This is a genomic window from Streptomyces acidiscabies, from assembly GCF_020010905.1.
In the GTDB taxonomy this organism is placed as follows: domain Bacteria; phylum Actinomycetota; class Actinomycetes; order Streptomycetales; family Streptomycetaceae; genus Streptomyces; species Streptomyces acidiscabies.
Window position 1 is genome coordinate 3358501 of record NZ_JAGJBY010000002.1, and the last position, 24281, is coordinate 3382781.

General features: G+C 70.0%; 19 protein-coding genes. 2 read left to right on the forward strand and 17 right to left on the reverse strand.

Annotation, left to right across the window (positions count from 1 at the left end):
• Positions 1-325 precede the first annotated feature (325 nt).
• The 3 genes from J8M50_RS41445 to J8M50_RS41455 all read right to left on the reverse strand — a co-directional run bounded on the left by J8M50_RS41445 (position 326) and on the right by J8M50_RS41455 (position 3922).
• Positions 326-808 carry a hypothetical protein gene (locus tag J8M50_RS41445; protein ID WP_223786411.1) on the reverse strand — a complete coding sequence of 161 codons (483 nt, stop codon included), beginning with the start codon at positions 806-808 and terminating at the stop codon, positions 326-328.
• Between the two features lie 275 nt (positions 809-1083).
• Positions 1084-1989: a hypothetical protein gene (locus J8M50_RS41450; RefSeq protein WP_010352606.1), complete on the reverse strand. Its 906-nt coding sequence runs from the start codon at positions 1987-1989 to the stop codon at positions 1084-1086.
• A gap of 1429 nt (positions 1990-3418) precedes the next feature.
• Positions 3419-3922: a hypothetical protein gene (locus J8M50_RS41455; RefSeq protein WP_162947194.1), complete on the reverse strand. Its 504-nt coding sequence runs from the start codon at positions 3920-3922 to the stop codon at positions 3419-3421.
• 93 nt (positions 3923-4015) lie between these two features.
• Here J8M50_RS41455 and J8M50_RS41460 point away from each other — a divergent pair, with 93 nt between their 5' ends.
• Together J8M50_RS41460 and J8M50_RS41465 are read left to right on the forward strand one after the other, a co-directional pair.
• Entirely contained in the window at positions 4016-4423 is a 408-nt protein-coding gene (locus J8M50_RS41460; RefSeq protein ID WP_010352608.1) for a hypothetical protein, read from the forward strand.
• Positions 4424-5401: 978 nt separating this feature from the next.
• Positions 5402-6898, forward strand: a complete 1497-nt coding sequence (locus J8M50_RS41465; RefSeq protein WP_010352610.1) for a hypothetical protein — start codon at positions 5402-5404, stop codon at positions 6896-6898.
• A 233-nt stretch (positions 6899-7131) separates the two neighbouring features.
• Here the strand turns inward: J8M50_RS41465 and J8M50_RS41470 are convergent, their stop codons facing one another.
• From J8M50_RS41470 to J8M50_RS41535, 14 genes are all read right to left on the reverse strand, one after another.
• Positions 7132-8022 (reverse strand): SAV_2336 N-terminal domain-related protein, encoded by an 891-nt coding sequence (locus tag J8M50_RS41470; RefSeq protein WP_010352611.1) that lies wholly within the window; start codon positions 8020-8022, stop codon positions 7132-7134.
• Positions 8023-8573: 551 nt separating this feature from the next.
• Complete coding sequence (locus J8M50_RS41475; RefSeq protein WP_158002785.1) at positions 8574-8741, reverse strand: hypothetical protein; 168 nt, start codon at positions 8739-8741, stop codon at positions 8574-8576.
• A gap of 584 nt (positions 8742-9325) precedes the next feature.
• Positions 9326-10525: a nucleoside 2-deoxyribosyltransferase domain-containing protein gene (locus J8M50_RS41480; RefSeq protein WP_223786412.1), complete on the reverse strand. Its 1200-nt coding sequence runs from the start codon at positions 10523-10525 to the stop codon at positions 9326-9328.
• Positions 10526-10540: 15 nt separating this feature from the next.
• Positions 10541-11059, reverse strand: a complete 519-nt coding sequence (locus tag J8M50_RS41485; protein ID WP_010352613.1) for a hypothetical protein — start codon at positions 11057-11059, stop codon at positions 10541-10543.
• Positions 11060-11119: 60 nt separating this feature from the next.
• Entirely contained in the window at positions 11120-12295 is a 1176-nt protein-coding gene (locus J8M50_RS41490) for a KOW domain-containing RNA-binding protein (RefSeq protein WP_141655566.1), read from the reverse strand.
• Positions 12292-12459, reverse strand: a complete 168-nt coding sequence (locus J8M50_RS41495) for a hypothetical protein (protein WP_158002786.1) — start codon at positions 12457-12459, stop codon at positions 12292-12294. The genes J8M50_RS41490 and J8M50_RS41495 overlap by 4 nt, the downstream gene beginning before the upstream one ends.
• Positions 12456-13088 carry a 2'-5' RNA ligase family protein gene (locus J8M50_RS41500; protein WP_010352615.1) on the reverse strand — a complete coding sequence of 211 codons (633 nt, stop codon included), beginning with the start codon at positions 13086-13088 and terminating at the stop codon, positions 12456-12458. The genes J8M50_RS41495 and J8M50_RS41500 overlap by 4 nt, the downstream gene beginning before the upstream one ends.
• 173 nt (positions 13089-13261) lie before the next feature.
• A complete protein-coding gene (locus J8M50_RS41505; RefSeq protein WP_223786413.1) occupies positions 13262-14062 on the reverse strand; it encodes a protein phosphatase 2C domain-containing protein in 801 nt (266 codons plus the stop codon).
• Positions 14063-14459: 397 nt separating this feature from the next.
• Positions 14460-15419 carry an endonuclease/exonuclease/phosphatase family protein gene (locus tag J8M50_RS41510; RefSeq protein WP_075692518.1) on the reverse strand — a complete coding sequence of 320 codons (960 nt, stop codon included), beginning with the start codon at positions 15417-15419 and terminating at the stop codon, positions 14460-14462.
• Positions 15420-15535: 116 nt separating this feature from the next.
• Complete coding sequence (locus tag J8M50_RS41515) at positions 15536-16225, reverse strand: SAM-dependent methyltransferase (protein ID WP_010352618.1); 690 nt, start codon at positions 16223-16225, stop codon at positions 15536-15538.
• Positions 16226-16579: 354 nt separating this feature from the next.
• Positions 16580-17692, reverse strand: coding sequence for a hypothetical protein (locus J8M50_RS41520; RefSeq protein WP_079187962.1), 1113 nt, complete (start codon positions 17690-17692; stop codon positions 16580-16582).
• A gap of 80 nt (positions 17693-17772) precedes the next feature.
• Complete coding sequence (fxlM, locus tag J8M50_RS41525; RefSeq protein WP_010352620.1) at positions 17773-19854, reverse strand: methyltransferase, FxLD system; 2082 nt, start codon at positions 19852-19854, stop codon at positions 17773-17775.
• A gap of 21 nt (positions 19855-19875) precedes the next feature.
• Complete coding sequence (locus tag J8M50_RS41530; RefSeq protein ID WP_010352621.1) at positions 19876-21150, reverse strand: lanthionine synthetase C family protein; 1275 nt, start codon at positions 21148-21150, stop codon at positions 19876-19878.
• Positions 21147-24218 carry a lantibiotic dehydratase gene (locus tag J8M50_RS41535; protein ID WP_078480673.1) on the reverse strand — a complete coding sequence of 1024 codons (3072 nt, stop codon included), beginning with the start codon at positions 24216-24218 and terminating at the stop codon, positions 21147-21149. Before J8M50_RS41535 ends, J8M50_RS41530 begins: the two co-directional genes overlap by 4 nt.
• Between the last annotated feature and the right edge of the window lie 63 nt (positions 24219-24281).

Consider the following 24281-nt stretch of genomic DNA (forward strand, 5'->3'; position numbering starts at 1 on the left):
TGGAGGTGGCCGGCCGGGGGAGGACGGGTGCTGGGGGCTGCCGTACTGCGAGAGGGCGCGGTGGGGGCAGGGGCGGCGAGCGCTGCACGCGTACTGCACGGCACGGGATCTGCCCCCAGCAGATTCCCGCTCAACATGAAGGTGTACACGCCTGGCCTGAGGACGTGCACGGTGCCGCGAGCCCGGTCGCGAGGCGCGTCCTGCCCGTTGCCGAGGGCCCGCAGATGCAGAAACTCTCCCGTCGCCCGATCTATCCGAGGCACTTGAGCGCGTCCTGCGGAGCAGGGGCCGGCACTGTGGCGGGAAGCGAACTCGCCAACGTCGATCAGCGGTACAGAGGGTCCCAGGGGTCGTGCGGCTCGGAGTACGCCTGTGAAACGGTGCGCCCCCAGTTCCCTCGGGTGTCGAGGCGGGCGTCGCGGACGGTGAGGTGCTGCTGCGCGCCTGGCAGGAGGGCAGTCAACTCGGCGGGAGGCTGGGGCGGCTGGAGGGGAGGCTGGTCGCCGGGCGGGAGGCTGCTGCGCGTCTGCTCGTACCACCAGCGGAGCCACGTGTAGAGCACGGACGGGTACAGCTCCGCGGGCCCCGGCCGGTCGCCGCACACCTCTACCGCGTACCCCGTGGGTTCCTCCTGGTGCCGTCCGGCGTTGTCACGGATCCACACGAGGGCACTACGGGGGGTCGTGACCGCGCCGATCACCAACGCGCCGAAGCGGTAGCGTGCCACGTTGTCGTGGAGCGTGCTCCGGGCCTGAGAAGTCTCCTGGCCGCGGGCGTCCGCGACGACGACCGAGGCAATGGACGCCACCGACTCATCCGATGCCGGGGCCAGCAGATGCACATACCGTTGCCGCTCCGGCTCGTGCGACGGACGCGGTGCGCTCACCGCCATCCCGACCCCGAGGACGGGATTCGCCGTGATGACCTGGCTTTCCACACTGCAAGGCATCACGATGCTCTCCGCAACATTCACCGCAGTCCTCCGGGTTCGTACAGCAGGTCTCAGAGTTTCACGCGGCCCCGGCGCGCCGAAAGGCAGCCGCCCGCTCGCTCCGGACGGAGCGCGGGTGTGTCTGCCGGCGTCTACCGTGCCCGGAGCGCGCCGCGGAACTGGTTCCACAGGACCGCGTTGTACCTGCGGGGGTCCGCCTCCCGGGGCATGGCGGCGGAGGCGATGTACAGGTCGGCGACCGTGTGCTGCCCCTGTACGGACGGCGCTACCCCGGTCGCCCGGGCCAGCGCGAGGCGGACGTGCGCGGCCTCGACATCGCGCAGGTGCTGCCGCTGGCTTCCGCACTCGGCGGTGACCATGAATCCGTCCACGGCGAGCGCATGCAGCGGCCTTCCGCAGTCGGTGCACATGAGCAGCGGGAGGTTGTCGCGGGTGACCAGGTACACCTGGAACGCCTCGATCCGCAGGGGGCCGTCGTCCACCGCCGGGACCGCGGGCGGGATCGGGCCCTGCGGCCGGTAGCTGTTCAGGTGCGAGGCGAGGCGGCGGGCCGCGTGGTCCAGAGGGGAGGGCGCAGGGCCTTCCGGCCCGTGCTCGTGGAGGAGGCTTGTGCCGTACCAGCTCAGCATTCCGTTGTACCGGTCTGCCACGGCGGTGACGATCTGTCCCAGAGGGGTGCTGAAGGGGTTGTCGCTCTGGTGTGCGGCGGCCAGGGCTTGCCTGATCTCTGAGGTGACGGGGTGTTCTTCCCCGGGCGGGACCGGCACGTCGAGTGCCGTCAGCAGGTCCGCGACGGGGATGTCGCGGGGGGCGGCGGAGTCGGAGTGCGCGCGGGCGAACAACAACAAGGCCAGTACGTGGAGTTCGGCGACGTGGCTGTCGTCGCGGTACCGGTCGCTGAGGATGCGGGCCGCTTCGATGACCGCACCGTGCCACGCGGGGGGAGCGGTGGTGTGGAGGAGCAGGCTCACTTCCAGGGAGAGGGAGTGAGGGGCCTCGTACGTGTCGGTGATGTGATCATGATCAGCGGCAGGCATGGTGCCATTGTGCCTGTGCGGACGGGCTCCTGTCCGCAGATGCTGGAGTTGTGGGGCTGTTTGTCCCGCCATCCCCGAACGGGTGTGTGGCTGTGCGCACTTGGCGGTCGTGGAGCACTGCCCCTCTGGGCGGCGGGGACTGAGGAGGTCTGCGGCTTCGACCGGGGTGCCGTCGGCGGACGGCAGGACACGAGCGACGGCGAACGAGGGTGTCCCGGCGTGGCGGACACCCGGAGCGCTTGGCCGGGGTCCACCGGGGTGACGGTCTCGGGGGACCCGGCCGACGGCGATCCTCGGATGCTCGTTGTGGCCACCGTGGAGGACGGCACCACCGGGGCGGTCGTCAGGGACAGGCTCGCGGTCAGCCAACGCGGCGGCCGGTGGGCGAGGAGGCCGGGCCTGCCTGGTCTCCCGGTCCGCTTCGGCAAGGTCAGGGCTGGGCGGCGGACGTACTCCGGACCGCTCTGGCAGGCACCGGGCCGTCGTCCGGTGCCGCCACGCGACGCCGGAGTGCGGAGGACTTCCGACTGCGGCCCGCGTTCTCGCGCGAAGGCGGGCTTCCTCCTTGTCGCAGGGATGGCTGTGCGTATCGTGGGCCCATGAGCGATGCAGCCGACCGTGTCATGGCGTTGACGATGGGGCGCGATCTGTCCCGGCCGGAGTGCGTGGGTGACGAACTGTGGGATGTTCCGGTGGGGGAGATCCGGCTGGAAGTCGTCATTCCGCCGTGCGGCTGCGACTACGGTGACTGCACCGCGATGAACGGTGAGTACAGGACCGCCGAGTGCCCGGCATGCGGGACGTCGGAGGACCTGCATCTGATGGGCCGTTGGACCGGGCCCGTCACTTGCCGCTGTCCTGAGTGCGGTGACACCTGGCGTCTCGTTCCGGGGGATCCGGACACGGAGACGTATTTCATGCGGCGGGCGATCACCGAGGCGGTGAAACTACAGGGGAATCCCCGGTTTTCGAGGTCTCCCCGGGATTCTTCCCCGTCTGATCGCCCTTCTGCGCCGTCCGGACGACGGACGCCCCGCAATCGGCCGAGCGGGACCTCGCCGACAAGGTCCCGGGTGCAGTAGCCGCCGTACGCGGTTGAGGTCCCGGTACGGGGAGCCGACGCGTACGCAGGCCGGTGTTGCGGGTGTCCGGAAACTGGCTTCCCTGGCACAGGGAGAGATGTCGGGCACCCCCTCTTCGCGTGGGCGAGTGATGCCTGACGCAGTGAGGGGGCAAGGTGGCTAGGGCCGCTGAACGCCGCCCTAGCCAGGCAAGGAGTTCACCGAAGCTGTGCTCGTGTCAGCTCGTCGACCGCCCACGGTCCGCTGAACCGTGGCCGGCCGCGGTCTTGCCCGCTTCGTCTTTGTGGGGCGGCGGGCGGGTGTCTGGAGATCACCGGCCCAGGTGCGGGGTTTGGGTGAACTTCCGGTCAGTGGGGAGGGGGCTGGTCGGTTTCCTGGGGGCGCAGGGACTCCAGCCAGATACGGAGTTCGGAGATGAGGAGCAGGGTCTCGTCGGTCTGTGCGCGCAGTGGGCCGGGGACGTGGGTGTTGTCCCAGTGGCGCAGGTCAGCGGGTGGGGCGGGCTCGGCTGCCCAGAGTTGTTCGATGTCGCGTGTGCTCTCGCGCAGCCTGAGGCACGTACCGCCGTGCCCGGAGAGCGCCATCGCGAAAACGGAGAGGTAGCCCTCAGTCGTGCGCGGCAGGGTGTGGGCGGCCGTGCTGAGAGCGGTTCCGACGGCCAGCAGGTGACGGGCCTCGTACAGCCACAGCCTGTATCCGTCCGGACCGGTGGGCAGAGCCGGGTCGTCACGGACGACACCGGCGGCAGAAAACGCGTGCCCGGCTGTTCGCAGGTCCTCCGGGGTGACGCGCCAGCGGCCGTCGGTGCGTCTGAGCGTTGCATCCTCCCGGAACGCTCGGGAGGACCTCACGTCCGTCGGCCAGTCGCCTTGAGTCCATCCGGGCGTGGACCGCATCTCGCGGATGCGGAACCCGACGGTGCCGCCGGGGCGGTCCCGGTCCACGTGACTGTTCAGAACGCCGGCGACGTGATGGAGCAACTCGGGGGACAGTTGATCGCCGAGTCCCCGAGGCGCAGTATCGGGCAGCAGTTCCCCCGCCGGAGCAGGTGGACCGTCCGCCATCTGGAGACATTCCTGCGGGAGCACGGAAACCTCGACCTCATCGACGAGAAGCCCACGGCTGTGTGCGGCACGCCACAGGACCAGCGCGATCACGGCCGTCTCAGCAGCCCACTCTTCTTCCAGAGCCGGTCGGGAGTACACGAGTCGGAGGCGTTCCTGGGCATCGATGCCGCAATCCTGCTCCATCCGCCAGTCGACAAACTGGCGGGCATGTTCTCGCGCGCGCTCCCGCGATCCGTGGCCGTACTGATCCCGATGTCGACGCTCCCAATCCCACTCCACGCGTGAACGTTACCGCGCCACGCGGCCGACTCCATTGCCTCGGAGACATCGATGCCACGACGGAGGGCGTGATCGCTCTCCTTCCCCAGCGAGCGGGTGAACTCCGCCTCGACGAGGTGATCTTCAGCGCGGAGATCATTGCCACGGGCACGGTGTCCCCGCTCGGCTCCGGAGCCGGACCGGTCGGCGAGGCGCGCATCACCTTCGCGTTCTCCCGAGCCGAACTGGCGCGCCACTTGACGGAGTGGCAGTACACCGCGCTCCTGGGCGGCAGGTCGTGTGGGAGGCAGCGCACTGGCAGCCGGTCCGGGCCTGGTGGAGGATCGCGTACCGGCCCGCATGCCCGCCGGCCGAGGGGTGCCTCGCCTTCCGGGCCGTGGTGACCGGCCGGATCAACTCCCGCGCCTCGTCCGGCAGATCACTCGGGTACGGCTGGCGCTCGGCCCCGCTTCCCAGCGGACCGCGCCCATGCCGACCGGAGAGCGTGGAAAGCGGGTAAATCACCCGAAAATTAAACGAGAAATGTCGAAAGATAGCAGAACGCTCACTTGTGGACTTGACGGATCAGGATACGGGCCAAGGCCGGCAGCGTGCACGTGCCAACGCCGTTCTGCCGCAGGCCATTTCGTCGTGCGCATGGGGCTCCGCCTACGATGCGCTCATGACCGACGACACGGTGGCGCGACGCTGGGCAGGGGCACTCGCGAAGATTCACGAACTCAAGATCTACGACCATGCGGAGACGAGAGCCCTCGCCCTGGTCTACTACCTCATCGCCATGCAGGCCGACCGTGAGGTGGACAGTGTCTCCCTGTGCGAGGTCCGTTACCGGCTCGACGACCTGTTTTCCTTGCAGCAGGACATAGTTCAGTTTCTGGGCGGCCCGGACACTCCGCCGGGGCCCTGGAGACGCCCAAGGCCGTCTCCGCCGTCCGGCACGCGTGGTCGGTGGTCAACCTCACGCGCCATGAAACGCTCGAAGACGTGGTGCCGTCCGAATCGGCCGACGATGTCCGTGGCACCGAACGCGCCACCCCTGACAGCTACTTCGAACACGCCGCGCAGAGATTTCGCGTACAACTGGACCGCATGCTGCTGGAGTCGGCGGGCGGGATTCTGTTGTGGTCGGCCGTGGAAGCCGCGGCAGGCGTCCACGCCGGGCGATCCGGCCGGGTCTGCTCCGTCGTGTGGCCGATGGACCACGAGCGGCGCGCGACCGGCCCGGCTCCCCTCTGCGTCCGGGTCGAGTTCAGTGACACTCACGAGATGGCCGACATGGCTCCCGGTGAGCTGGTGATGCTGCCCGAGTGGGACCCGAAGTTCGTCGTGGTCCAGGCCGACGAGCCATTGCCCACCGAGTGGGCCGCCTGTGTCCTGCTGAGCGATACAGAAAGGAAGCCTGTCTGGCGGCAGGAGGCGATCGACGCGCTGCGTGAGGGCTGGAAGGGTTACGGTCGGCTTGTCGTCCTGGTTCCCGAGGATTCCGGGGCGCACCCGGTGGCCGGGGGGCACAGCGTCTGGGCGGACCGGGCATTCGCCTGGGCCGACGAGGTCATCGCCGGGGTCCCGTCCGCCGGCCCGCTCCCGCCCCGGCTCCTTCCGGACCGGGCCGCGGACGCATATAGCGGCCCCTCCCGGCTCACCCTCCTGCTCACCGGCACCGAGGACTCCACGGAGCTACGCTCGTGGGCCCGCCGCAACAGCATCCCGGCTGCCGCCACGCCGGCCGGAGCCGCCACCATCGTTCTGGACCGCATCCGCAGAGGACTCGAACGCGCGGGCGGCTTCCGCCAGGTCCCTCTGCTCGTAGCCCGTACCGGCGAGTTCGACGACTGGCGCCGGGCGCTGCGCACTGCGCGCACAACCCTGGTAGGCGCGGACATCCACTGGATCCAGCATGACGACACCGCCGAGCCTTCCGTCACCTGGTGGGCGATGAGCGTGCGGGTCCGCCACCCTGATCACCGCATCACCACCGACCTGCTCGTCGCCCGCGCCACGGTGGTCAGCATTGTCGCCTACCGCAGCCACCCCCGCTGGACCGACAGCGAGGTCGTCCTGGTCGAAAGCGACGGCAGCGGAACGGGCTACGGCCCGGAGAAGGAGCTGGTTCTGCCCACCGCCACCTTCGATTGGTGGGCGCCGGGCGGTACCTCGGAGAAGACTGCGCCGATCGTGCAGCAGGTGCTCGGCCTCAGCATCGAACCCGGGCGTATCCGTCCCTTCCGTGGCCGCAACGACTCTTCCCTCCTGGCCGCCACGCGCGTGCTGGCCGTCGTCAAACTCACCGACGAGGAGTTCGACCAGATCAGACAGCCCTCCGCCAACGGCGAGGACGGCAGGGCGTCCACGGTCGTCTGCCGTGTCGCCGACCTCCTCACTCACCCTCTCTGCGACTGGGCCACCATTGGCGCCGTCACCCGCGCGATCACCCCGACAGACCCGGTCTCATTCGGCAGCCTCCGTCCCGAGATCTACTGACCCCGGAGCCGGGACGACTTCTGAGCGCCCACGCGGCGCTGAGCCGGTCATCTCCGCGGCGACCGCAGTGGACGCCCGCGGCAGAGTCTGCGCGCCGGTACCGTTCGTGCCGGCCTGTTCATACGTCCCCACGGGCACCTCTCGCTGCGCCACCACACTAACCGGACACTTCCGGCGCTTGCCTGCCGATCGTCCGCACAGGAAGAGTTCGCAGAGTCGGCCCGGCTGCCCCGTCATGTCAGCAGATCCCTGGTGCGTGCTGCCGAGGTGCGCGGCACGGTGCGCAGCAGCAGGGGGCGTACGCCGTCGCGGAATGCGTAACTGCCGGGAGGCCCCACGGCGCGGAGCAGCCCGCTGAGGATGACCTCGGCGAGGTGGGCGGGCTGCGGATGCTTATCGAGGAGCTGGTGCATTCTGCGCATGGCGGGCAGGTCTGTGGAGCCGCTGACCGCCAGGTGCCCCGCGAAACGGACCGCGTCGGGCGACGCGGTGGATACGAAGTGGTGCACGAGTTCCTCGGCGCTGAGGTCGGCCGTCGCGAAGGAGCAGTCCGGCGTGACCGGCTCGTGGGGAAGGAACGCGATCGAGCCGGGGATCTCCCGGTGCTGGGTGCTGATGAGGGTGTACCAGTTCCTCAGCCAGGAGAGTTCGAGGACAGGGACCGGCGTGCGCTGGCCAGGTCCCTTCTGCACCGTGCCGTCGGCAGGGGTGAAACAGAGCGCCGGGTTCAGGGCCCCGGTGACGGGAGCACTGATTCGTCCCACTACCCCGGGCAGCGCGGTGCGGTCCCACAGGTGCTCGGGGAGCGGCTGCAGGACGGCGAACGGCCGTGTGCCGGCCCATCTCCGCAGGGTCGTGTACCAGCGGGTGCCGGGCGATCCGGGGTACCACTGGGGTCCGGAGCAGTCGCTGACGACGAGCGTGGCCGGTGAGTCGTCGCCGGGGTTTCCGCGCAGGGTGCCGTCGGCTTCGAGGACCGACACCGTCACCGCCCGCAGGGCTGTCCGCCGGGCGAGGGCCTGGCGGAGGGCGCGGAGGTGTGGCCGCCATACGGCCATGGTGGGGCCTGCGTCGAGGACGAGGTGGAGATCGGGAGTGAACGGTGTGGTGGTCGGTGTGTTCACCGTGCCTCCGTGTCGGGCCGCGCGGTGGATGTGATGGTGTCCGTCCGAACGACGTACCGTCTGAGGCGCATCCGGTCCCTGCTCATCGTGGGTTTCCTGTCGGCCGGCGCTTCCCGACGGCCGTCGCTGCCGCACTTATTCTTCCGTTGCCGGGGCTGTGAGGTAAGGGCGCCGAACTAACAGTCCAGACCAACAGGACCGAACGTCTGTTCGGTGGCGTAGTGGTGAGTCCGGATCCTGTCCCACGGGTGCGAGGACTCCGCAGAGGGTTGACGGCGGCCTTCGTAAGCGGTTCTGGTCCACTTCCTTGGGCTCTGCCGCTGATTTGGGGGCGCCAGGCGGTTGATCAAGGTGGGAGAAGAATGCGGCGCCGCCGGAGGCCGGAGTTGGCCCGGCCGTACATCTGCCTCTTCGGCAGCTTCTGGCGACATTGCCCTCGACCGTTCCCGAGGCGAAGGCGGTGGTCGGGGCAGCGAGTACCGCTGCGCGGTCGCGCCGTATGCTGGCGGCCGGGGTGCGGAGTTCTCGTTGTCCGTCGAGGCGGACATCGGCTAGCCGGACGTCGAGTGCCAGGCGTTCGCTGCGGAGAGCAAGCGCATCGCGGACGGCACGACGTTCGCCATGGACGCCGGCCTCGTGCAGGCGGCGCGCGAAGTCGACCAGGACCAGGCGACCCCCCTGCCGTTCACCCCGGATGTCCTGCCCGCGCCGTCGGGCATGCTCGGCCATCCGCCGGCACGCCGCCGCTCCGTCTTCGCCCAGGGGCACCGGTCTCGCGGTCACCGGAGGGCCGCTCATGGACGGCTTCTCCCTGGAGGTTCACCTGACGCGGTGGGTACTCCTGCCGGAGGACGAGCACGGGGCGGGGCGCCGTCGCCCGGAGCCGCCTGATCCCGATCGTCCCGGGCCTTGACCTCCACCTGTCCTTCCTCCCGCTCTTCGGCAATCGCCTGGCGTTGGCAGGCCCAGCCGGACGGCCAACGCATCGCCGCCTTGGGGGCCTGGCGCAGCTCAGGGCACCCCAGCGTCCCGAGCGAGCTTCCCCTGAGACAGTCGCGGCGACGTTCCCGCGGAGCTGACCGAGACCATGCCTGTTCCCCGCCCGGGCTGCGTCGTCGACAACGGCGACACCGTGCACCTGGTGCTTGCCTACCTCGACGAAGCCGACGACCTCGACACCGTGGGCGCCGAACTCGTGCTCGTCTCCGAGCTGCGGTGCCCGAGTACCGATCCGGGACCGGAGGCCGGCGTTGCCGAGGCAACGCCGGTCTGGCACCTTATCGGCAACGCAGTCCGTGGTGTGTCAGAGGACGGCGCTGTGGACGGCCTGGGTGATGATGCCGATCGTCGTCCAGTCGACCATCGGATGGCCTGGCTGGAGGAGGTCGCCGATCCGCACGACTTCGACGTACGTGTGCTCCGTTTCCTCGTCGTTGCCGTGCCGGGCCCGGTCGGAACGAAGGGCTGTGAGTTCGGCCTCGGTGAGCTCGGCCGCGTAGACGGCCTGGGTGTGGGCGGACACGGTGCCGACCGGCTGGCGCACACCGACCAGATGCAGACGGGCGGGGGAGAGGGAGAGCCCCGTCTCCTGCGTGAACTCGTCCACGGCCACCTGTCGCGGGTCGCCGCCCGTCGGCGCGGAGCCACAGGGAAGCTCACGGATGTAGGCGTCCGGTGTACGGGCGGGGGAGCGGAACTCGCGGACCAGGACGACCTCGCTGTCCAGCCAGTGAGAGGCGGGACTGAAGGCGACGACGGTCGACATGTCCGGGCGGCCGAGCACGACTTCGTTGGCCTTCACCCGCTCTTCGGCAGCGACCCACACCCGCGCCGCATACGCCCAGAACAACACGTGCGTGCGGCCGGGACCCACCCGGAAGGTCCACGCGACCCGGCCGCCGAGCAACTCGTTTCCCGCCTCCTCCTGGGCGTCGAGCCACGCGCGGAAGCTCATAGTGCGCCACAGCAGCAGCGGCACGTCGCGTTGCCCTCCGGCGCGGGCCGCGCCGGGGCCGATGCGGTCCAGAGCGAGGGCCACCGTCTTGGGCAGCGTGTTGGCGGTGGGGACCGTCAGCGTGTCGGCGAGTGAGCGCAGCAGACGGATGTGCACGGCGTGATCGGGGACGCCCAGGACCGCGCGGCCACTGTCCATGTCCTCCCCGAACTCCACATTCGTGGACAGGCCCGGCAACACGTCCATGTCGCGTGGCACCCAGTACAGGATCTCGTCGGCGCGATCCCGGCTGACGCGTTCCCAGTCCAGCTGCCCGGTGTAGTCGCCTGCGCGTTTACCGTCGCGGGCCTCCGGGACGAACACGACAAGGGTGCCGGGCTGCCGCCACTGCCCGGTGATCTCCCGCAGCGCCTGGGGCCGCCACGACGGGACCTCGGCGGTCCGCGGAGTCGGGCCCGCGAGGAAGATGCTGGCCACGTACGTTCCGGGGGGATCCTCGCCGGCGAAGACGGGCTGGACGTCGCCGGCTGCGGGCATACTTGTCGTCACTGTGTGTCCTTCATGTCATCCTCGTTTTCCGAGTGTCGGCAGGCCGCCTGACACCGCTCGTACGCTGCGTCCCCTGCGTCCCCTGCGCGCAGACCGCTTCGCCAGCATCAGCCCACGGGCCAGCGTGCCCCAGTGGGCGGCTTCGTCCCGCTGTCCCGACGCCCTCAGCAGATGTCCGGCCGTGAGCATGGCCGAGCGCGTCCGCCCGTACAGGGTGTCGGCCACCGCCGACGTTGCGCCGCGGACCCGCAGTGCGCCGGGCACGCCCCGTGCGCACAGCACCAGCCGACGGGCAGGGTCCTGCTCGTCCAGGCGCGCGGCGTACAGGCCGGCCCGGCTGCTGCCCAGGGCGATGCTCCCGAGCAGGGTCAGCAGCGCGGCGTCGCACGGCAGCAGCACCTCCTCGGGCCGAGCCTCGGGGGCAGGAGCGAGGGAGACGAGGACCGCGTGTTCGTCCTCCCGGCGGACCCACATACGCAGGGTGGGCCAGGCGGCGCCGGGGGAGAGCGCGGGATGGCGGAAGAGCGCGTCCACGAGTCGGCCTCCGAGGTCACGGGCGGGATCTGCGGCCGGGCACGGACCTGTGCCCCGCCGTCAGAGCATGAGGCCGGTGCGCTGCCCGGCCAGTTCCTTGGCCTCTGAGTCGCTCGTGGAAAGGAAACGGGCGGGCTGTTCGTCGTGCAGGTGTTTCGTGATGACCAGTTCCCAGATCTCGGCTCTGGCGGCCGATGCTGCGGTGTCCTGCTTCGTCAGTGCGTACGAGTGGAGCAGGAGTTGGACGGTGGCGCGGCGCGGTCTGGGGGCGGCCAGGCGCCGCACGTCGAGGTGACGGTGATGGTGGGCGGCCCGGATCGTCTGGCGGAGGTCCTCGGGCACGGCCTCAGGGTTGTCGGCGTCAGCCAGGAGCGCGGCCAGGTCGTCGGCACATGGCGGCGTCGGAGGAAGAGGGTCGTGGAAACCCGGGGGCGGCCCGTCCTTGAGGGAGCCGTCGGGGCGCCGAGGCCACCGGTGGTCGCTCGCCGGGGTGAGGAGATCCGCGTCGATGTCTGTGACACCTTCCTCGTCGTCGAGGTCGACGGTGTAGCCTGCCGGACCGGTTACCTGCCGGGTCTCGTCGTCCCAGACCCAGCCGATGTCCATCACGTACCCGCTCTGGCCGGCATGAGGCCCGGAGATGACACGGACCCGCTGGTGGCGGGAGCAGCCCCCCTGCTCGGCGCTCAGCACGGCGGCGACCATGCCCGCCGCCCACGAGGTGCAGATCTCGAGCGCGGGGTCCGGGAGCGCCTCGCCGATCCCCCGGCTCATCCCGTCCCACCGCGCCGTCGGCAGAGGGGTGGCGGTTGCGCCATCCGATGGCCCCAGGGCTGTCCAGGGCGCCGGTGTCTGGCCGCGGTACCTGACCAGGGCGGCGGGGTCCCAGGTCCGGTTCAGCCACGACCACCGTGCGAGGGCCGGGTGGGTTGGGTCCTCCGGTTCACCGCCGGACCCGGTGACGGCCCGGGCTGCTCCTGCGAGCGTGTCCTCCACGAGCGTGATGACGTGCTCGTCGTCCCACAGCCACCACAGGACCTGCGACCACGGCACCGATTCGACCGCTGTCCCGCTGTCCGTGTGAAGGGCGTAGAGGACCAGGGCGATGATGTCGCGCTTGGCAACCGAGCCCCAGTCGTCCTCGTGCATTCCACCGGGCTGCTCCTGGTGGACCACGGCGGTGGCACGGCGCACAGCGGCGTTCCAGGCGTCGATTGCCCTGGTATCTGGGGTCACAGGGGGCTCCGTACGGTGATGAGCGGGATCGGGCGGCAGACGCTGGAGAGAAGAGGCGGCCCGAGGGCCGCTTCATGGACGACGAGCGTGTCCGTGTCGTCGCCCGCCTCCGGCAGGACCGGCTGTCGGCCGGGCACGGTGTGCCGACCGGCGCCGACGCTCATCGGGCGCCGCCCAGGGGCACGCTGGCCAGGTGCTCCCATACGATTCGCGACCGCCCGTCGTGCCACTGCGCCACCAGCGACAGGGTATGGGCCTGCACCGTCACTGGACCGGCCTCCACGTCCGACAGCGCCACCTTGAGCGCTGTCCGGTCCGCCAGGTGGGCTTCGGGACCGGCGTAGGCCACGCTCGCGTGAGGGTAGTAGACGGCAGGGATCAGTACGAAACGCTCCTCTCCCACGACCTCTCTGGTCGCCGCCGCCGTCAGCTCCCACAGCCTCCGCGCGGGGGCGCCCGGACGTCCCGCGCACTCCAGGGCGACCGTCCCCACCGCGGGCGGAAACAGGGTCAGGGCAAACGGGTCCACCTCGGCTGCGGCAGCGCTCACCCGGTCGACCATGGCCGCCACCTCCGCGTCGCTGCTGTCCGACTGCGGTCCGGCGTGCAGGACCGTGACGTGCAGCCACTCGGCCGCCACCGGGTTGAGCCCCGGTGTACGGGTCACCTCCCGGTACGGCTCCGTCAGCGCCGCCGCCTCGTCGCGCGACGGCAGCAGGTGCCAGTGCAGGTCCCGCCGCCCCGCGGGCCAGGCGTGCGCGCGGCTCGTGACGCGAGCGAAAAAGTTGTCCATGGTGATCCTCATACTCTCGAAGCGGACCGGTGTCCGTGGCGGACCCGGCAAGGTGAAGGAACAGGGGGAGGGGGGCGTTGGCGCTGCGCCGTCACCTACGGTGTCCGTCCGGCGGGCTAGCCTGTCCTCGATCGCCCTTCCGGCGTTTCATCGCAAGGTGGGCTGCCGCCCGCTCATCGTGATGTCCCGAAGGTGATGCAGGCCAGTGCTTTGTCGTCGGCCACCTTGTAGCGGGGGTGTTTGACCCCGTCCCGGTCGTCGTTGCGCTCGTAGGCGTCGATGGTCTCGACCACCTGCTGCGGCCCGTGAGCGGTGCAGGCGTCGGCGAATGCCTTCCACGTCCACAGTCCGTAGGGCTCGATGCCGGCCAGGGCGCCGTCCGTCATGACCAGCATGCGCTCGATGTCCGAGACGGGCCAGGAGCGCACCACGGCCTGGTGGGCGGCCTGCGGGGTGGCCTCGGCCACCCAGTACGCCAGCAGGTCGCCGGGCCGGTTGATGTGCTGTATCTGGTGGTCCCGTAGCTGCTGCACCACCTGGCGGTGTCCCGAGGAATGGAACCCCTGCCCGGCATGCAGCTGGTCGAACATCACCGGCCGGTGTTCGACGGCGACGGGTGTGTCGCAGAGCACGAGCGCGTCGACCATGTGGTCGTGGGGCCGGTGTCGCACGATCGCCACAGTGGCCGCCGGTGAGGCGCCCGGAACGAGGTCGTGTTCGCCGACCACCGCAGTGAGGGCCTCGTGGAGGGTGTCACGCAGGTCGAGGTGCCGGGCGCGCTCGTGGACGGAGAGGATCTCCTCGCCGAGGGTCTGGGCGTACCAGGCACCGCGAGGGGTTTCATCGGTGAGGGTGGAGACGCCGTCGAGGACGACCACCAGGGTGGAGTCCTCGTTGACGAGGATGCGGTCCTCGGACGGGCAGCCACCGCCGGAGAGATTACCGGTCGTTATCTGCATAGATATGCCTTTCATCGTCTTTATGTAGTGAGTGGAGGCATTGGCGCGCGTGGTGCGGTCGACGAGCAAGGGCACTACGGCTGCGGGCCGGCCCTGCCGAGGTGCGGTGCGCAGACCGCGGGCAGGTGCGCGGTGCAGGACCCGCTGGACGGCCGGGCCGCAAGACGCGGACCGCTTCCTCGCGCGGCAGCGCAAGGAGAAAGGTCTGGCCAAGGGTGCGGTGTACACCGCGTCCAACTGGATCGCGCAGTTCTACGACTTCCTCGTCGAGCGGTACCAGGGCGATGTTCTGGTGCTGTTGGGCGTGGCTGTCCAGCAGCCGGTCGACGACTCAACCGGCTGGCGAAGCCCGACTTCGCCGCAGGGATGGTTCCGCCGACGGAGCTGGATGCCGACGGCCCGTCGGCCTGCCTCACCCCTGGCCTCCGGGACCAACGTTCGCGATGATCCTGGACGGGTCGATCTCGCAGATCACCGGCAGGTGGTCTGCGGCCCTCTTCGCGGCCGGGCTCGTGTGCGTGCGGTAGCCGACCAGGGCCGGTACCACAGGCCGGGTGGTGTACACCAGGTCGATACGGCGCGCACCCCACGGATCGGGATCACCCTGCCCGTCCGCCCAGTGCCCGGCCGTCGCCTGCCACGGCACGCCGAGATGGGCGGCGGCGTCGACCATGTACCCGCGCCGCAGGAGCGCCTCGGTCTGGCGGCGGTCGGCCAGCTGCTCCTTGCCGATCGTCCCCTCCACCAGCTGGTACTCCAGGTCGTCGTGGTCCTGGTCGAGGTAGGGCTCTGCGTCGTAGTACTGCCCGTCGACCGTCGCGGCGGACAAGGCGTTGAAGTCCCCCAGCAGTAGACCGGGCTTGGGGTTGCCGGTCTGCCGGAAGACACTCTTCAACCGTAGTGCCTCGTTGGCGCGGAAGTCCGGGCGGAAAGGATCACCGTGGTACGAGGCGATCGTGACCGGCTCGCCGTACCCGAGGTCGAACTGCATGGTTGTGAGGCCGTGCCAGAAATCGGGTGCCCCGTACGGGCGGAATCCACCAGGGACCGGCGTGACGGTGTCGGGGCGCCACAGGATCGCCGTGTACCAGCCGCGAGCGTGGTTGTTGGCCATTGCGGTGGGGCCCGGAGTGCCGTCGGTGCGCACCGTGGTCGCGTTCAGTCCGGTGTCGGCGGCGAGCTGCTGGATGACCGCCGACGCGTCGGCTCCCCACACGCCGACTGGTTGGGTTTCGTCGACGATCACCTCCTGGAGGGTCAGGATGTCCGGGGCGATCTCACCGATGGTGGTGACGCGCGCTTCCCAGGACGCGGTGCCGATCGTTCGCTTGCTGAGCTTGTACGTGTTGAGGTTCGCCAGCGTTATCGTCATGTCCTAATGCCTTTGAATCGTCAGATATCTACGGTCACTTGGGGCGGTGGAGTCCCCGAGCGGAGCCATGGTGGCGACCAGGTCGTGCGGGGCCGGCCGCATACGCGCGCCGACTGCTAGGGACGGCGCCGGGCGCGGATGAGCTGCTGGACGACCGGGGTGCTCTCGTCGGGGTGCGGGATCAGGTCGATGGCCTCGACGCGGAATCCGTACGCGGTGAGCAGGTCCTCCCACAGGTGCGGGGCCAGGACCCACATCAGTGTCGGCAGGGGCGGGTCGTCGCGCAGCAGGATCATCTGTTCGCGCGGTGTCACCTGGGTGGACGGGCCGCGGCCGTGGAGGTCGGTGTGCAGGAGCGAGAGGATCAGCGGGGCGCCGGGGCGCAGGCCGTCGCGCAGTGCGGGCAGCACGTGGTGCGGGTCGATGAAGGCGAGCGTTCCGATCGCGTACGCGGCGTCGTACGGTTCGGCTCCGGCGAGGTAGTCGGTCACGTCCGCGTGGACGAACTCCACGCCGTCGGTGTCTGTGTGGGCCAGGAGGGCGCGTTCGTGCTGGGTCGGGGAGAGTTCGATGCCGGTGACGCGGGCTCGGTAAGCCCGGGCGAGGTGGACGGCGTGGTGGCCGGCTCCGGAGCCGATGTCCAGGACGCGGCGGCCGGTGATGTCGCCGAGGATTTCCGCTCCCGGTCCGGTCCCGTCCCAGGGGGTCCAGCTGAGCCGGTCGGGGACGGGAGGCGTGTAAGCGTGGTCGAGTTGGCGGCGGCCGTAGGTCTGCCAGGCCCGGGTGTTGGTGTCTTCGGCGGACACGGTTGCCTCCTGGTTTTGGCATGGAGTTAGGGGTGCTGGGCGTCAGGGGTGTGTGGTCAGGCAGGCGGGGCCTTGGCAGCACCGAGTTCGTTCCAAGGTGCCGAGGCGGGCGAAGGTACGCAGCCCTATCCGCTCCTGCCAGGTCGCGGGGGAGTGGATGGCCCACATGCTGTGCTCGGTGGGATCGAGGCGGATTCGGCCGGGTCGGCTGGCGAGCCCTGCGTGCGGAAAGCGCGCCAGGAGCAGTTTCGGGGGTGTCCAGAGGCAGTTCGAGGCCCGTCTCCTCGACCTCCTCGCGCTGTGCGATCTGCAAGGGGCCCTTGCTCTGGACGCCGTTTTCGCCGGTCGCGTCGTTCAGCAAAGATTTTCCGCCCCCATGAGAGAGTGCGTGATCACGGAGCTGCTGGCGCGGAGTAGGGCTGAGAGGCTTTGGCGCACTTCGTCCGAGGCTGCTCCTGTTCCGAGTGCGCACGCTCGGACCAACTCCTCGCACTCCTGTGTTTGCCGGTCGGTGGCGAGTGAGACTGCCATCGGGTGGCTGAGGATCTCGCGGGCCGCGTAGCCGTCCCGGGCCTCGGCGGTGCGGTGCACAAGGTGGTGTGCCAGGCGTACGGACTCGGGGTGTTCGGCTGAGCCGAGGGCGTCGAGGATCGTCAGGCCGAGGCGGATGTCGAAGACGGTGAATCCTGCCTCTGCTTCGCGGTTTAGGTAGGTCTCCACCAACTCGACGAGATGGTCCTCGACGGGCTGGCCGGCCTCGCGGCGACACAGTACGACCAGGCATGCGGTGACGAGTTGCTCCCATGGATCGCCGGGGGCTGTGCTGGCGAGGAGTTCACCGGCGCGCTCCGTGTCTCCGGCGGTGAGCGACGTGAGGACGGCGACCTGCCGGCCGTCCAGCATCCTCTTGCCCACTCCCCGGTGCTTCTCGATGTGGGCCAGTGCTTCACTCCAGCGGCCCGCAGTGGTGAGTGTCCGGGTGCCGTCGGCAAGGAGCACGCGCCACAGCCAGGCGTGTACTTCCTGGCGGTCGTCCGGTGTCGCGGTCAGGTCAGCCGGTACCGCGATGTCCTCGAATACGGCGGCAGCACCTGAGCCGACGGCTTCGTACAGATCCAGAAGATGTTGTCGCGCGTCGTCGGTACGGCCGGCCCGGATGTGCAGCCGGGCGAGGTTGACGACGGGTTCCAGCGCGCGGATGGCGCTCATGGCGGGCAGTGGAGTGGAGCGCAGATAGGCGGCGGCGTGTTGGTGGCATATGTCGCGGGCGAGTTCGGGAAGCCCGAGATCTGAGGCGATCAGTGCTGACTGGTTGTAGACGGCGGAGGCGATGCCCTGGTCGCTGTGGCGTGCCGCCTTGGCCGAGAGGTCGGCCACGCTCTGGACGCGGTCGGGCAGAGGCAGGCAGGCCGGCCGGAACCGGGCGACGAGGGGGAAGCGTTTCGCTATCGGGTCGTGCGGGTCCACGTGTCCTCCCAGAAGGTGGGGTTCGACAACGGACGGGTGGCTCCCGCCAGGCGCTGCGCGCAGCTGGCGGGAGCCACGGCTCACCGCCAGTCGACGACGATGCGGTTCAACGGGGTGTAGAGGGCGAACAGGCCCGGCCGCTGCTCGATCGCGGGGGTGTCGAGAGACTGGATCTCGAAGGCGGCTTCGCGGTCGCGGAAGTCGCGGTCCCAGGTCCTGATGATGTCGGCGACCTTCGCGGCCAGCTCGTCGCTGCCCGGCCCGTGTCCGATGACGCCGAATTCCCAGAGCCGGCCGCCCTCGGGGGTCTTCTCCTCCAGTTCCCGGCGAGCGAGGTAGGTGACGGCGCCCTTGTCCACGGCGGCCGTTGACGAGGGGTAGGGGTCCTCCGTGAGGAGGGTGCCCTTTGCGCCCTTCGGGAACAGCATCCGGATCAGCCCGCTGGGCAGAGAGCAGGAGACGAACAACTCCATCCACTCCGGCGACTCACCGGCTTGGACCGTCATGCCGGTCCACTCCTCCGTGCGCGGCTGCTCCAGGACTCCGGCCAGGGCCTCGGCGTCGATGTGCTGCCCGGCAGGCGCTTGGAGGCGTACGGTGCCGTCCGTGCTGAGCGGAATGACGCGGCGGTCGTCGTCGGCGATGCCCCTTCGCAGCGGCATGAAGGTGTTCATCTTGCTGTTGACGCTGATCCAGCGGCCGTCCTGCTGCTCGTACGCGATGGAGCGGGACACACTGCCCTTGAGCCGCTGGGGGACCACGAGCCGTCCGCCAGCAGCCAGTTGCTGCATCCAGGCATGGGGAACTCCGTGCGCGCCGACCGTGGCAATGATCTTGTTGTACGGGGCGCCTTCGGCGTGGCCGAGAGCCCCGTCACGGGTCAGGGCCTCGACCTCGGTGAACCCGGCGGCGTCGAGGTGCTCGCGGGCCCCGTCCACGAGGTCGTCATCGACGTCGATGGTCGTCACGTGCCCGGTCTCACCGACCAGGTGCGCGAGCAGCGCGGCGTTGTAGCCGGTGCCGGCGCCGAGTTCGAGAATGCGATCACCGGGCCGGGCCTCCAGTTGGTCCAGCATGAGGGCCACGATCGTGGGCTGGGAGGCACAGGAGATCGACGCGCCGTCGGTGTCGTATTTGATGTTGACCGGCGCATTGGCGTACGCCTCTTCGAGCGAAGCATCGGGCACGAAGAGATGGCGGGGCACGGTGCGCAGCGCGGTTTCGACGGCGAGGGTGCGGGCGTAGCCGGATTCGCGGATCTTGTCGACCAGGGCGTTGCGGAGCCGTTCGGCGTCGGCCTCGGGGGCGGCGAGCATGTCAGTGTTCACCGCCTTGACGCTAGTGGTCTCGCTCGTCGCCTTGCTGGCCGACGCGTCGTTGTCACTCGTTCCCATGACTACCTCTCGTGCGATGTGTGAGATGGCGTGCTGGTCATCCCGGAGGAGGCCGGCACGGTTGGCGTGAAAGATCACGTGGTGGGTGATGACGGCTCGCAGGCCCCGTGTCAGGTCGCTGCTGGCGGCGAGGGCGGCGAGCGTGGCTCCGGCGCGTTCGAACGCGGCCACCCACGGGCCCTGGCCGTCCAGCGGACCGTTCGGCCGGCACAGGCTGTGGGCATCGGCGGTCATCAGCTTGCGCATGTCCGGGCCGAGAGCGGCAGCCTTCTCCGGGGTGAGCGACTCGCCGGCGGCCGGGCGGAGTTCGGCAACCCGCGCCCAGACGTCGCCTTGCTCGAACCAGTCCAGGCCCGCCGCCCGCATCATCGCGCTCATCAGGAGTACGGCAGTCTCCCGGCGCCCCAGGCGCCCCGGGCCGGGCTGGTACGCGACCAGGTGACGGCTGTCCTCGTGGAAGAGGTCGTGCGCGGCGTCCATCGCACGGGAGCCGCCGAACGCGGTGGTCTCCGGCTCATAGATTCCGGGGAGCCACGAGTGGGCATGGCCCTGGTCGATGAGGTCGGAGAGCAGGGACTCGACCAGTGGCGACGGGACGGCGGTGCGGTACCGCAGAGGCCACGGCTGCTTGTTCATGAACCACCAGCCGGCGAGCTGTCCGGCGTCCTGGGCCGCGAGCAGAGCGGGTCCGAGGCGCTCGGCGATGACGCGTCTGGCGGTCTCGCGGTCGGCAAAGGCGATGTTGTGTTGCTGCCAGTCCGGGGGCATGAAGGGTCCTTCGGTCGGCGGTCAGGCGATGAGAAGACAGGTGTCCCACGCCGAGCGGGGCTCCTCGGCGGTGGCCGGCGAGTTGAGTGCCAACGCGACGCCGGCGGCGCCGTTGAGGAAACCGGGCCCGGCTTCCTCGTCGTGGAGCAAAGCCAAGGCGAAGCTCGCGGGGTCAGTCCCCGGCGGACACACACTCCCGAGAAGCGCTGGTACGAGCGAACGAAGTTGGCCGGCGGTCGAAGGGTGGGCGTCGCCGGACATCCGAAAGGCGATGTGGGCGAGGCCAGCGGTGCCGTGACACAGGCCGTGATCGGTGGTGGCCTTGAGTTGCGCGGCATCGGTGAGGGCTCCCACGAGCGCGTTCTCCGCGTCGATCTGCCGCTGGCTGTCTCCCAGGGCGAGGGCGGCGAGCTGCTGGGCGCGGGCGACACCGGCCGTGCCGTAGCACCACGACGGCCTACGTGGCACGTACAGGGCGGGTCGGCCGTCGCGCAGCTCGGTGCGGGTAATCCAGTACGACCACGCGGGGCCGCGTCCGGATTCCTCCCGCCAGCGGTCCAGCCACGCCAGAATGGTGCGCATGGCGTCATGATGGCCGTTCACGCGGATGCCTTGCCGCGCGGAGAGCGCCAGGAGAGCGAGAACGCCACCGATGCCGTGCGCGAGGCCGGTGTTGGAGTGCCCGTCGGGAAATCTCTCGTCCGGACGTCCGGACGGCCCGCTCGTCGTCCACCAGCCGGGCAGGACATCGTCGTGATCGGCGATCGGCTCAGTGAGTCGGACGCAGTAGTCGAGCACAGTTCGCACGGCAGGGCCGCCGGGGTCACGGCGCAGGAGATAGGCGCCGTAACCGCAGAGCCCTCGGATGGTGTCGAACTCCGCGAGCTTCGGCAGGAGACCGGCTTCGATACGACGGTGCGCAGCATCGAGGCGTCGGCCGGCGTCGGCGGTGATCTGCGCGTCCAGCGAATCGAGAGCGCGCTGGTAGGGGCCGGGGTGGTGGACGGCGGCGCAGGCCACGACGTGTGCGAGAGCGGGGGCCCCGTAGAAGGGGTGACTGTCCGATCCGCTGGTGAACGGCTGCCGGGTCGCGACGGCGAGCCAGTCGTGGGCGCGCTGCCATGACCCCAGGCCGCATGCGGCCCGTTCGATGTGCATCAGGGCGATTCCCGTGGGCCCGTACGCGAGGTGCTGGCGGTGTGCGGTGGTCGTATCGGGGCTCACGGGAGCCGTCTCGGGGGCGGCGAGGATATCTGTGACGGCCCCTGCCGCCTTGAGCGCGAGAGAGTGGGTCACCGGGTCCTCCGGGAAATCCAGGCCAGGGCGGCAGCGCGCGTCAGGTAGAGGCAGATTTCCTCCTCGGGGAAATCGACCGCGACGTGCCGTACGAAATGGACATGCAGCAGGGAGGAGAGGACGTCGTCGAGCGCGACACCCACGGTGTCCGGTCCAGGAATGTGCAGGCGGTAGGCGGCCAGAGCCGCCTCCCGATCCGCCCACGCGTCCACGATGGCCTGCCCGCCGAAAACGCTGCGCAGCGCCGCAAAGTCGTTGGACGGGTCTGCGAGTCGCACGGCTTCGGCGAACTGCGGTCGGGCCACTTGGGCGGGCGCGGCAGGAGGAATGTGGTCGACGAGCCAGCGTATGCCGGCCTCTGTGCTCCCGAGGAACGTCGTGGCGATGGCGACGGTGTGCGCGGCCACCAGAGCACGCTGATGCGGGTGCTGTGGCTGGGAGAGCTGCGCGAGGACAGCACGCGAATCAGCGCGGAACACCTCCTCGGCGGCGTCCCACGCTACGCCGGAGCCCCAGCGGCCCATCTCGCGGTACGAGGTGGGGAAGCGCAGGTCTGACAGGAGCCCGGCGGTGCGCAGTTCGTCTGCCCAGGTACTGACCTCGCGGGCCGTCGCGGCGAAGGCGTCGGGGGCGGGCAGCGCGATGCGTAGCCGGAGGTGCTGGTGGGGGTCGCGGAAGCGGATGAACCACCACGGCGGCCCGCCGAGCCGCTTCAACAGGTCGGGGAGGTGCCGGCCGAGCACAGTGTCCTGGCGACGCAGGTCGCCGTACAGCGTGGCCAGGAGAAGAGAGGAGATGCCGGGGGGCTGGATCTGGGCGGGTGAGAACCGACGAGCTGGCGTAGGAGCCGGCAGAGCCGGCCACGCCGGCGGTCGCGTCGCCTTCACCGGCACGACGACCTCGTGCGAACGCCCGGCGCACCAGCCGTATGCCTCGGGCCCCGGGGCCTCGACGAGGAGGGCCAGGCGAGAGCGGTCGAGGTGCTGGCGCAGCAGGGCTCGGTGCGCGGCCTCGTCTAGGTCGAGGAGCAGACGACGGTCCCCCTCCGCCAGGCAGACCCTGTGAGGCATCCGCCGTCGGCCCCGCCACTCCTTCAGCGCCGTTTCCCACGCCGACCGAGGACGGTCGGCGGCAGGCAGCTCGGACGCCTCCAGCCGCCACCGAGCGGGGGACAGCACCGTGCGCCCGTACCGCAGGCGGGGAAGGAACGGCATCGCCCCTGCGGCACCCCAGTCGAACAAGGTGACCTGAGCGCACTGGGCGCGGGACAGCTCGGTGACGAACCGGACGAGCGGTGGAGTGTGCTCCTTCAGGTTCAGCGCATGCATCCCCACAGCCTCGACCCGCTGTCCACGCTCGGGGGCCGCGAGATACATGCGGCGACCGTCGCACGCCACCGCCAGATCGTCCGGAGTGAGCACGTCCCCACCGCCGGCCCGGTGCTCCTGCACGCTGATCACGGTAGGCAGAACCTGCGGAGCACGCGTGACGTGGGCGCTCGTGGCCCGTAGCGGAGGGAAGGACAACTGGGCGGGCACCGTGCCGGCGTCGCAGGCCGGCAGGTCGGCCAGTTCGGCGGTGAGGCGCTCACGATCTTCGGGGGACAGCACGCTGAGGAACCGGCCTGTGGTGACCCCGATGCCCCGCGAGACGCTCACGATCTCCAGCCGGAACCGTCCGCGCTCCAGCTCCTCGGAGCTGTTGGCGTATACCCGGACGCCGATCTCCAGGTGCGGCGGAACCCTGGGGTGCTCGGGGCCCAAGTCCATCGCCGCAAGCAGCTCGTCGGTGAGAACGACCTCCTCGCGGCCGTCGAGCACGGCGGCCTGCGCGAGCTGCACCAAGGCGTCGTCCCGCGTGGAGACCCGCGAACGGCGCCCATCGGCCGACGTGCCCGGGTACCCGTCGGGGAACCCGGTGCCGCTGTCGGCGACGACGTCCTTGAGCGGCACCATCGTGCCGATGCCGTAGCGCTCGTAGAATCGCCGCTGGTACGTCTTCCAGGAGGCCGTTCCGTACGGGTGAGCACTGACCCGGCTCAGGACGGTGGCGGCACTCTCGATCTCACGGGCGACCTCCTCCGGCAACTCGACCCGAGCGTCCAGGCGCATGTCGATGGCGAGAGGATGGCGGCGAAGATCCGGGGCCAGGGCCCGCATGCGTGCGGTCACGCGGTCGCGGCCCTCTGGGGTGTCGCAGTTCCTCAATTCCTCGTGCACGTAGCGGAGTTCGCGAATGGTGTCAGTGAGCGAAAGCAGGGAGCTGGCGTCGACCGCGTCGAGTTGGCCGAGCACATACCTCAAAACGTCGGTCTCGGTGCTCGGCGCACGCAGGCTGGTGATCAGCACTTGGTGTCCGACCAGCTCCTGAACCAGCCGAAGCACCTTGTCATGTCCTGCTGCGGGGAATTCCGCATCGAGTTCGTCCGCGAGGTCGCCGATCCGGATCGCCGAGCACGTCGCGTTCAGGACGGCCCGGACTGGGCCCGTCAGACCGATGGACGCCTCGACGGCACCTCTGCCCTCGCCCTCGGGGGCGGACCTGTACGGCACGACGAGCCGGTCCCCACGTACCGCGACGGCGTTATTGACGACCACCAGGAGCCGGCCCAGGAGATCAGGGTGTGCCTCCAGTCGGTCGACGACGGCCGTCAGCCACTCCGCGCTCGCGCGGCCGATCACCGCGTGATCCGGGCCCCACCTCGCGCGAGCCCTTGGTCCGAAGCTGACTGCGGACACGCCGGCGAAAAGGCCGAAAGGCGTCGCTCGATGCTCGGCGCGCAGTATGTAGCGCACCACGGAGGCGACCGCGCGGCGCACATCGCGGGAGGCTGAAGAGTCGGACGAGCACAGGCGGCGCACCTGCGCCGCGAGAACCGGGCTGGCGTGCTGGAGAGTCTCGGAAACGCGTTGGTCCGACCACACCTCCCGCAACCAGGTGAGTCGGGCGCGCTCGCCGGGCGGGGACGGGTCATCGAGATCAGGGCACGGAGGAATGGGAAGCCCTGCGTTGGCGACGGCGCGGACGAGGGCGCTCCGTCCGGTGCGGAACAAGGTGCTCGAAGCCATCACAACCTCCGTGGTCCAGGCGGCGGCCGGTGTCTTCGCGCGTGGCGAAGACACCGGCCTGGA

Bases quoted from the DNA above. Each gene is read 5' to 3' on its own strand.
- J8M50_RS41500 (WP_010352615.1), bottom strand. From the start codon at position 13,088: ATGGACAACTTTTTCGCTCGCGTCACGAGCCGCGCGCACGCCTGGCCC.
- J8M50_RS41475 (WP_158002785.1), bottom strand. From the start codon at position 8,741: ATGCCCGACGGCGCGGGCAGGACATCCGGGGTGAACGGCAGGGGGGTC.
- fxlM (WP_010352620.1), bottom strand. From the start codon at position 19,854: ATGCCCCCGGACTGGCAGCAACACAACATCGCCTTTGCCGACCGCGAG.
- J8M50_RS41495 (WP_158002786.1), bottom strand. From the start codon at position 12,459: ATGAGCGTCGGCGCCGGTCGGCACACCGTGCCCGGCCGACAGCCGGTC.
- J8M50_RS41450 (WP_010352606.1), bottom strand. From the start codon at position 1,989: ATGCCTGCCGCTGATCATGATCACATCACCGACACGTACGAGGCCCCT.
- J8M50_RS41505 (WP_223786413.1), bottom strand. From the start codon at position 14,062: ATGAAAGGCATATCTATGCAGATAACGACCGGTAATCTCTCCGGCGGT.
- J8M50_RS41510 (WP_075692518.1), bottom strand. From the start codon at position 15,419: ATGACGATAACGCTGGCGAACCTCAACACGTACAAGCTCAGCAAGCGA.
- J8M50_RS41535 (WP_078480673.1), bottom strand. From the start codon at position 24,218: ATGGCTTCGAGCACCTTGTTCCGCACCGGACGGAGCGCCCTCGTCCGC.